Here is an 8568-nt window from a genome sequence, read left to right on the forward strand (position 1 = left end):
TCCACTACGTGTCCACGATTTGCGGGCAACCCCAGGAAGATACCAGCGGAATCTTGAAGTTAAAGTAATCGCCCTAGTCGATCTTGAACTTGCGGTCGCCGAACTCAAGGTCTTCAACAACCATGTCTTCGGACTCGTCGTACTTACGGATGGTGGAACGGCTAAGGTTGGTGACAACAACCTCGTCACCCTTACCGCGGATTTCGCCCTCAAAGTCGCGGTTCGTCACGCCTTCCTGCGCGAATGCCCAAGTCTGACGGAGCGGCTGCATGAGCACAGACGCGACAATCGGGCCGATTACCGGATCCCAGTTCTTGTGGGACTGTGGAGTTGCCATAGTGTGTTCCTCCTAGTGGAAACTTTTAGCGGCTGATACGGCCTTCCTCCACTGCCTTGTTGATTTCCTCAAACTGGCCCTGTGCGTACAGGCGGTCGAGATCATCGGCGGTGAGGATTCGGCCATCATTGTTGTTCGTGGGGCGGGGGTTCCGCTGGTGCGGGGTGCTACCCCACCCGCCTTGAACTGTGGGAATGAGTTGAGCGTGTTGGTGACGAGTTCGCCAGCCTTACTGTCCCACTCGTCGCTGCCCCACTTCGGGAGATCACCTACACCACGGAGATACGGCACAAGCATGTCGGGGTCTGCCCCGTTTTCCTTCGCCAGCTTGCGTAGGGTGTTGTCCTCGCGCATTCGGTCGAGTTCGGCCTGCAGCGTGTCGCGCTCCTTCTCGCGTTCCTGCGCTGCCTGCTTGGCCTGCTTGATTTTTTCCCGGGGTCTTCGTCGGACGGTTCAAAACCGAGTACCTGCGCGAGTTTCCGCTTCAACGTCGCTGCCTGTTCTTCCGCCTGCTTCGCCTTCACTCGGCGGTCGCCGTTCTCGTCCTTCAACTTGCGGTTTTCCGCTTCGTATCGGGCGAGCTGCTTACGTAGCGCGTCAAGGTCTACGGCTTCGTCCGCCTCGTTGGCCTGCGCCTCGCCTAGGTGTTCACCGGCTTGGGTGTAGTTGCCCTGCTCGGTGTCGTGCTGGGCTTGCTGCGCCTTGTCAGCGGCCTGCTGTGCGAGGTCTGCGGGGGTGGTGTTTTCATCCGACATGTGGTTTGTCTCCTCCTTGGGGGCTTGGGTGGTGTTCCACGTCTTGGTGGTAACGGGGAGGAGTATCGCGGAGTCAGGGTGGCGGTCAGTGTTGCGTGACGGTCACCCAGGCGGAATCGTCCTCACACACCTGCCAGTACCACTCCGGCCACGTATCAGCGTTGGAAGGCAAAGCCACAACCCCTGTAGGGGTTACCCAGGCGGGAGCGTCACCAACCACCATGGGCACTGTTTCCTCCGGCATTACCATCGCCTCGTCACCGTAAACAACCACCCGGTTAGACCACAGGCGTTCGGGCAGCGCCTCCCTAGCGCGCTCCACCGCCCGTGCTGCAACGTCAATCAACGCTAATCACCGCCAAAACTTCATCCGTAGGTGTCAAATCGTCCGTGCGCATCATCGTCAGCGAACCCGCCTTCAACTTCTTCAACCGTTCGTCAACATTGATTAGTCCATCTGATGACTGGCCCTCAAACCACTTGATCTCAGCGTCCTCTTTAACCCAGTTCCAGATATGGCCGCTCCTAGTGTGTGCACTGCACTCCCACGCCATCAGCAGCGTCAGGCAGCTTGACCCGTGTTTGCTTCTTCGGGCTCGGGGTCTCGTTTGTGATCACGGTAAAACTTCGGGCATGCCCACTAGCCACCACCCAAGAATCTGCGACGCTCAGAAACTCTCGTATCGCACTTTCTTTATAAGGATGATCCTTACGAGCACGCACCCACTGCGTCACCTCACGATAGGAGTTAACTTCTTCCTGCGTCTGAGTGAGAATCTGCGTCTTAGGGACAAAGTCTCTCAGCCACTGTGACTTCTCATCATCGCGTTTCAGCAATTCATTTTCTACAGACTGGTGAAAATAAAATTGCCCTTCGGAAAAGAATGCATCGAACTGCCGCCAGTACGATTCAAAAATATCCCGCGGACGATGATTGAACGCACCGATCACGATATTCGTATCGATGAGGTACACCTATGCGACCTCCTGCATACGAGTAACCGCATTCTTCAGCGTCGCAGTCTTTGCAATGCCCAGTTGGCGCGAAGCTTCCTCTTGAGAAATTGCGCCATCTGCATATGCGCCGGTTACAGTGTCCAAGAACCGGCCACCCAGCCGAGACTTCAACGTGACGAAGAAGTCACCGCCTCCACTAACAATCGGAGGCGTAGGGTTCGAGGGACGTTGCCGAAGGAATTCCTGCACTTGTGGTTTGCCAAGGCGGCGCTGCCCCACAAGGGACCACAGTGCCGTATCCGCGCTTACCCGGTACGCATCGTATGCCCATTCAGTGATGTGTTTCAGATCGGGATTTCTGTCCCATTCCTGCAACAACGCATGCTGCGGCAGAAGCAGGGCAGCTGCAAACCTGTTACACCATCGCTCTACATCGTGATGATCGTTCATGGCTCCAGTGAGCCCTTCTGCAGCGAGTATCACGTGGCCTAGCTCGTGAGCAAGGCTAAAGTACTGCCCAACTTTGTAATCACTGCCGTTGATGAAGATCAAGGGGTAAGCACCATCGAGCAGTGTGAAAGCACGAAACTCGTCGATGTCGAGTTTGCGGTGGTTGTTATTTCCAAGTACGGAGTTTCGCATCACCAAGACACCGCAGTGCTCAATTGCCTCCGCTAATTCCAGCACATTCTCTCGACCAGTAGCCGCCCTGCCTGGCTTCCATCCAGCATCGGCGAGCTGAGGAAGTAATGCACGCACGGCATCGTCCGGGTTATCACGTAATGTCCATTCGCCACCGAAACGTGGGGGCTCAATGCCTTCTGCACGAGCAAATTCGGCGTACCAACCCAAACGCCGCTCACAGGCGTAAATCGTTTCCTTCAACTCCGGGCTGAACTCGGTTACTTTCTTACTGTCTACGGTGCGGAAATCTGGAAAATCCGGTTGGTCATCCGTGGGGTCGTCGAGAAGCAAGTATCCAAACGGGATACAAGCAAGCGATGCCAAGTGCTGAGCCTGACGCAGCGTCGGGGATACCTCCCCTTCCAGCCATTGCCGGACCAACCGAAAATCGCTTTTTTGGGCAAGTTCTTCAACCGTGACGCCGGTCCGCTGTATGGCCCAACGCAACGTCGATGCTGCAATGTCGACTCGAACAGTCATCACTCACCTCCCGCTAGGTACGTATTTTTTACCTTAGCGGAGGAGCCCGACAAACATCTCCGGGGAGCTACAGCTATCAAATTGATACAAACGAGTTTTCATGCCTGCGGAACTAGCCTCGCTCATGCTAGGGTTCATGTCAATCGTTCAGCCCGCCTCCGAGCCAAACTCAGAGTGTGGGCTGGATTTCTTATTGCAATCTGGCGGACTCCTTCGCACTCCGGCGTCGCCCGCACCGTCACCGCGCTGACCTGAGTTGGTCGACGGGAAGGGGTCGATGCGAAGCTCGGCCCCACCCCCGGAGTGCACTGCTACGCCCGTCATCGACGGACCGGGAACGAACATAACAACATAAAAACGAAAGAACCCCCAGCGTTGAAAAGAGTAGCTCGGCTCCAAGGTCTGCGTTGTCTACTTCCCAGCAGGCAGACTCCTCCCCATCAATGACGACAACAGGCACGCGATCGCCGTATTGGGCGGCGTTGTCGGGGTCCAGGTCGACGTCGACAAGCACTAGCTCCGTGTCACATATCTCCACCCCCGGAGCAATCTGCGCCTCCACCCGCTCGCACGAACCACACGTGAACCGCACCATCAGCTCGACCGTCTTCATCGCAACTCGTCTTCATCGTGCCTACGTCGCTCGCCGTTGTATGATTGCTCACGCTAACACCGCCACCGAAAGAGTCACGATCGCCATGTCAGAACAGCGGGAATTCCTTGCACAATGGTCAGTCTCTCAAGGAAACCTCCGCCGCTTCCTTGAGGACCTACTGCAGCAACACGATCTCAAGCAGTGCACCGCCTACTCCGACAGCATCAACGACCTCCCCATGCTGGAGATGGTCGGCTCCCCCATGGCGGTAAACCCGGACCGGGCGCTGCGCCGCCACGCGAAAGCCCAAGGCTGGGCCATCCGCGACTACCGTCCAGTGCGCCGCGCCGTACGCCTGTCCACCCTGCCGGTACTGGGTGCCGCGGGTGAGTTCTCTTTGTGGCGGTTGTGGAGCGAGCGGCAGGACAGGACTCACCATGTCTGATGCGTTTGCCCTGCACACCCCGCGGCTTGAGTTGTCGGTGCCTACACATGCGGATATCGATGCCATTTTTGCGATTCACTCAGATCCCCGCACCTACGAGCACCGACCCGAGCTGGCAATGAAGACCCGCGATGAGGCTGTCGAGCTTGCGCGCGCGTGGCAGAACAATTGGGCCGATCAGCAATTGGGCTACTACACAGTGCGCACCCTCGACGGCGCGACCATTGGCTTTTCCGGGGTACGGCACAGCGAGGAAGCCGGCGAAGAAGTCCTGAACCTCTACTACCGGTTCGCATCCGAATCGCAAGGCCAAGGCTACGCCAAGGAAGCCGCAGCCGCCGCGATTGCCAGCGCCCGCGAGCGCTTCCCGACGCTCCCCATCGTTGCCATCATCGACCCTGTGAATGAGGCGTCGATTGGCCTAGCTGCGAGGCTCGGACTTGCGCATGTCCCCGGAGCGGGCGTTCCCGGCGACTACGAGGTATACCGACTCTCCTAGGTGGGAAAGTCCGCGTTGGTTGGGACTGTTCGGTGGGTATTGGGGCACGCACGGTTATTGATACTCAAAACCACCGGCGAGGGCCCCTCCTCAACAGAACACTAGCTAGATACCGAGGAAGCCCCTTCACGTTGGTGTCCACTCTTGAGTGGTTTGCCATGAGCTGAGCATAACGAAAAACTGCAGTCATCGGCTCTCTCCTGATTTATGGAGGGTCAACGGCTGCAGTGTGGACACGAGAATATCGCAGATGGTTTTTAGATACAACCCTTCGGTGAACCTCGACTATCGCCTCCCGTGCCCTTTTGGCTTTGCCTGCCCACCGACGGATCGTCGATAGGCAAAGGTCCCTAGGGCTTCAGCGCGCCCCGGGTGGTGACGCAGCTGTCCTCGGCTCCCGGGCCGGTGACGTAGCTATCCTCGACCTCCCGAGTGAGCTTCACTGGCGTCGTAGACGTTGCTCTGAATAAAATCCACGACAGCGTCGGCCTGGGCGGCGAAGTCGCAAGCGTAGTTGAGCGACTCAGCGGACAGATCTAAGCCGACAACTCTGGGGGAAGCCCCGCGGAGGGTAAAAGCGATGGTGTCGGTGCCCACGAGGCGCTGCGGGTGACACACAGGTTTTCCGGTGAGGCCACCGAAGCGCCCGAGGTTGCGCAACAAGCAGCGAATCCCGATGATCCCGGCGTACTAGGGAGCTACAGGAGTTCGTCGATAAGCGAGCGCACGCGATTGTCAATGTCGTCGCGCACAAGACGCATGCGCTGCATGCCTTCGATGCCGCGGAGTGAGGGTTCGTCGGTACGCCAGCGCTCCAGCGTGCCGCGGGCGTCGTCGGGCATGTTCACCTGCGCGTCTTCGCCGAGCACCACGACGCGATCAACGCTGCGCAGCAATTCCGGATCGATACTGAGGGCTTCACAACGTCTCCTTAGGACACCTTGGGCAAGGTGGGATCGCCCGGGAACAGTTTCGGGCCGACCCCGCGCATCAGGTAGACGAGGCCGACGAGGATGGGGATCTCAATAAGCGGTCCGATGGTGCCCGCCAGCGCCTGGGCGGACGTGGCGCCGAAGATGCCGATCGCAACAGCAATGGCCAACTCGAAGTTGTTGCCCGCCGCGGTAAAGGACACGGACGCGGACTGGGCGTAGCCCATCCCGGATGCCTTGGACACCACGAGCGCGATGGCGAACATGCCGACGAAGTAGCACAGCAGCGGGATAGCCACCCGTGCCACCGTCCACGGCTGGGAGAGAATCTGGTCGCCTTGTAACGAGAAGAGCAGGACGATTGTGTACAACAGACCGATCAACGCAAGCGGGGAGATCCGGGGCAGGAAGGTGTTTTCGTACCAGTCGCGGCCCTTGGTGCGCTCGCCGATGATGCGAGACAGCAACCCGGCCAACAGTGGGATGCCTAAAAAGACCAGCACGGAAGACACGATCGCCCAGAAGGAGAACTCCACCGAGGTGGTCTCCAAACCCAGCCAGCTCGGCAGGATTTGCAGGTAGAACCAGCCGAGCACCCCGAACATGACCACTTGGAACACCGAGTTGATAGCGACTGAAGCGTCCTGGGTTCCGTTCCGCTTACTAAACACCCAGCATCTGCACGTACGGTGCACCGTTACCGGAAGCGGTGTAGACCGTGGCACCGCCCTCACCGATCGCGATCGCGCCGACCGCGTCACGGTTGCGCACCATGGCTCCGGCCCCGCCACCGCCACCGGCACCCCGTCCGGACCGGAGCTGAAGGTGTTCACGCGTAGCAGGGGTGGCTCGTGGACGTGTTTATCGATGGGTTGCGGGCGCAGGTCGAAGGGGCGTCGTAAAGCAAGGGCCCACAATGCACTGGTGGCCTGCTTGGCCCAGATTTCGGGTATACCTGAAACTATGCTCAATTCCGGCGTGAATTTCAGGTATATTCGAAATCTATGAGAGTCCTGCACCCACGGCAGCAGTACCTGGATAACCTGCTGGCAGTCACCGATAACGACTTCGTGCGCATCATCACCGGCGTGCGCCGCTGCGGAAAATCGACCCTCCTAGAGTTGTACCGTCGCCACCTGCGCGAGCACGGCACCCCGGAAGACGCCATCATGGTGATCAACTTCGAGGACCAAGCCAACGCAGCGCTGCGGGAACCGAACGCTTTCCACGATGCCGTCAAGGAACGCATCGCAGCCGGCCTGCGCTACCTCCATGTCGATGAGGTGCAGGAACTGGAGGATTGGGCGCGCGTGATCAACTCACTGCGGCTCAATGAGCAGCTGGAGATCTGCGTGACCGGCTCCAACGCCTCCCTGTTCGTTGGCGAGTCGCTGACCTATTTGGCGGGGCGCTACATCGAGATCCCGATGCTGCCGCTTTCCCTGGCGGAGTTCATGGAGTTCCGCTACTCGGCGGACGAGCGACCGGGCCTTGATCGCGCGTTTCAGGAGTGGGTCACCATCGGTGGCTTCCCCGCTACGGTGCAGCTCGCGGACCCGGTGGTGATTCGTCAGGCGAACTCCTCACTCTTCGATTCCATCTTCACCCGCGATATTTGCCTGCGCGGCCAGATCAGGGACACCGACGCTTTCCTGCGCGTGGCCCGCTTCCTCTTCGACAACGCCGGCAACCCGGTGTCCACGAATCGCATCGTGGGCCACCTCAAGCACGAGGGACTCAAGGCGTCGAGTGAAACCGTGGACCGCTACCTCGGCCTGATGTCGGACGCACACCTTATTTATCAGTGTCGGGATTACGACACGAAGGGCAAGCGGTGGCTGAGCACCAACGGCAAGTTCTACTTCGTCGACCCGGGGTTGCGCACCGCGCTGCTCGGCTCCCGCGCGTTCAACTTCGGCCACGACCTGGAGAACATGGTCTATCTGGAGCTTCGCCGCCGTGGCTACCAGGTTTCCACCGGCAAGGTACCCGGTGGGGAGATTGATTTCATCGCCAATGACGGTCAGCGCACGCTCTTCGTCCAGGTGGCGCTCACGGTGGCTGAGCCTGCAACGCTCGCGCGCGAGCTCGCGCCGTTCGATACCCTGCCCACCGGGTCCCGCTGCGTCCTCGTAACGACGGACCGCTTCGCCCCCGACACCGGCCACGTCTCGTGGCGCGACGCCATCGAGGTGCTGGCGGGCGCAGCGCTAGACTAGCGCTTCGTAACAAAGCTACTGAAATTCCTACCCGTCGCCCCCGCTTGGTAGTTACTGCCCCAACATCTCGTCGATAAGCGCCTGCACGCGATTGTCAATGTCATCGCGCACAAGACGCATGCGTTGCATGCCTTCGATGTCGCGGAGCGAGGGTTCGTCGGTACGCCAGCGCTCCAGCGTGCCGCGGGCGTCGTCGGGCATGTTCACCTGCGCGTCTTCGCCGAGCACCACGACGCGATCAACGCTGCGCAGCAATTCCGGATCGATAGGTTTGGGCGCACCGTGCGACATGTCGGCGCCGGCCTCTGCGATCGCCTCGACCGATTCCTGATTCAGCGACGTACCAGGTTTGGTACCTGCGGAGTGGATGCCGAGCTGGCTACCCACGTACTTCTCGGCGAGCGCCGCCGCCATCTGGGATTTGCCGCCGTTGCCAACGCACACAAACAGGACTGAAGGCTTCACAACGTCTCCTTAGGACACCTTGGGCAAGGTGGGATCACCCGGGAACAGTTTCGGCCCGACCCCGCGCATGAGGTAGACGAGGCCGACGAGGATAGGGATCTCAATAAGCGGACCGATGGTGCCCGCCAACGCCTGGGCGGACGTGGCGCCGAACGTACCGATGGCCACAGCGATGGCCAACTCGAAGTTGTTGCCCGCCG

General features: G+C 59.6%; 9 protein-coding genes and 4 pseudogenes. 3 read left to right on the top strand and 10 right to left on the bottom strand.

Annotation, left to right across the window (positions count from 1 at the left end):
* Positions 1-73: 73 nt before the first annotated feature.
* From HMPREF3101_RS10540 to HMPREF3101_RS12470, 6 genes and pseudogenes are all read right to left on the bottom strand, one after another.
* Positions 74-337 (bottom strand): hypothetical protein, encoded by a 264-nt coding sequence (locus tag HMPREF3101_RS10540; RefSeq protein WP_070465407.1) that lies wholly within the window; start codon positions 335-337, stop codon positions 74-76.
* A gap of 269 nt (positions 338-606) precedes the next feature.
* The gene (locus HMPREF3101_RS10545) at positions 607-1092 is read right to left on the bottom strand and encodes a hypothetical protein (RefSeq protein ID WP_070465410.1); all 486 of its coding nucleotides are present in this window, start codon (positions 1090-1092) and stop codon (positions 607-609) included.
* 85 nt (positions 1093-1177) lie between these two features.
* A complete protein-coding gene (locus HMPREF3101_RS10550) occupies positions 1178-1438 on the bottom strand; it encodes a hypothetical protein (RefSeq protein ID WP_070465412.1) in 261 nt (86 codons plus the stop codon).
* A gap of 179 nt (positions 1439-1617) precedes the next feature.
* Positions 1618-2067, bottom strand: a complete 450-nt coding sequence (locus HMPREF3101_RS10560; protein WP_070465419.1) for a DUF4411 family protein — start codon at positions 2065-2067, stop codon at positions 1618-1620.
* A complete protein-coding gene (locus tag HMPREF3101_RS10565) occupies positions 2068-3213 on the bottom strand; it encodes an ImmA/IrrE family metallo-endopeptidase (protein WP_070465422.1) in 1146 nt (381 codons plus the stop codon).
* 385 nt (positions 3214-3598) lie between these two features.
* Positions 3599-3826 (bottom strand): annotated as a pseudogene (locus HMPREF3101_RS12470) (glutaredoxin family protein); the annotation flags it as partial.
* 85 nt (positions 3827-3911) lie between these two features.
* Here HMPREF3101_RS12470 and HMPREF3101_RS12475 point away from each other — a divergent pair.
* Both HMPREF3101_RS12475 and HMPREF3101_RS10580 read left to right on the top strand, forming a co-directional pair.
* Positions 3912-4253, top strand: coding sequence for an HAD family hydrolase (locus HMPREF3101_RS12475; RefSeq protein ID WP_070465425.1), 342 nt, complete (start codon positions 3912-3914; stop codon positions 4251-4253).
* The gene (locus tag HMPREF3101_RS10580; RefSeq protein WP_070465427.1) at positions 4246-4752 is read left to right on the top strand and encodes a GNAT family N-acetyltransferase; all 507 of its coding nucleotides are present in this window, start codon (positions 4246-4248) and stop codon (positions 4750-4752) included. Before HMPREF3101_RS12475 ends, HMPREF3101_RS10580 begins: the two co-directional genes overlap by 8 nt.
* 698 nt (positions 4753-5450) lie before the next feature.
* Here HMPREF3101_RS10580 and HMPREF3101_RS10585 read toward each other — a convergent pair.
* Together HMPREF3101_RS10585 and HMPREF3101_RS10590 are read right to left on the bottom strand one after the other, a co-directional pair.
* Positions 5451-5660: pseudogene (locus HMPREF3101_RS10585) on the bottom strand (low molecular weight phosphatase family protein); the annotation flags it as partial.
* A gap of 23 nt (positions 5661-5683) precedes the next feature.
* A pseudogene (locus tag HMPREF3101_RS10590) lies at positions 5684-6319 on the bottom strand (arsenic resistance protein); the annotation flags it as partial.
* A 369-nt stretch (positions 6320-6688) separates the two neighbouring features.
* Between HMPREF3101_RS10590 and HMPREF3101_RS10595 the strand changes: the two are divergent.
* Positions 6689-7903, top strand: coding sequence for an ATP-binding protein (locus tag HMPREF3101_RS10595; protein WP_070465430.1), 1215 nt, complete (start codon positions 6689-6691; stop codon positions 7901-7903).
* A 51-nt stretch (positions 7904-7954) separates the two neighbouring features.
* Here HMPREF3101_RS10595 and HMPREF3101_RS10600 read toward each other — a convergent pair whose 3' ends face one another.
* Positions 7955-8368: an arsenate-mycothiol transferase ArsC gene (locus HMPREF3101_RS10600; protein WP_256365758.1), complete on the bottom strand. Its 414-nt coding sequence runs from the start codon at positions 8366-8368 to the stop codon at positions 7955-7957.
* Positions 8369-8377: 9 nt separating this feature from the next.
* A pseudogene (locus HMPREF3101_RS12480) lies at positions 8378-8568 on the bottom strand (arsenical-resistance protein); the annotation flags it as partial.

It is taken from the genome of Corynebacterium sp. HMSC29G08 (assembly GCF_001806875.1).
GTDB lineage: Bacteria > Actinomycetota > Actinomycetes > Mycobacteriales > Mycobacteriaceae > Corynebacterium.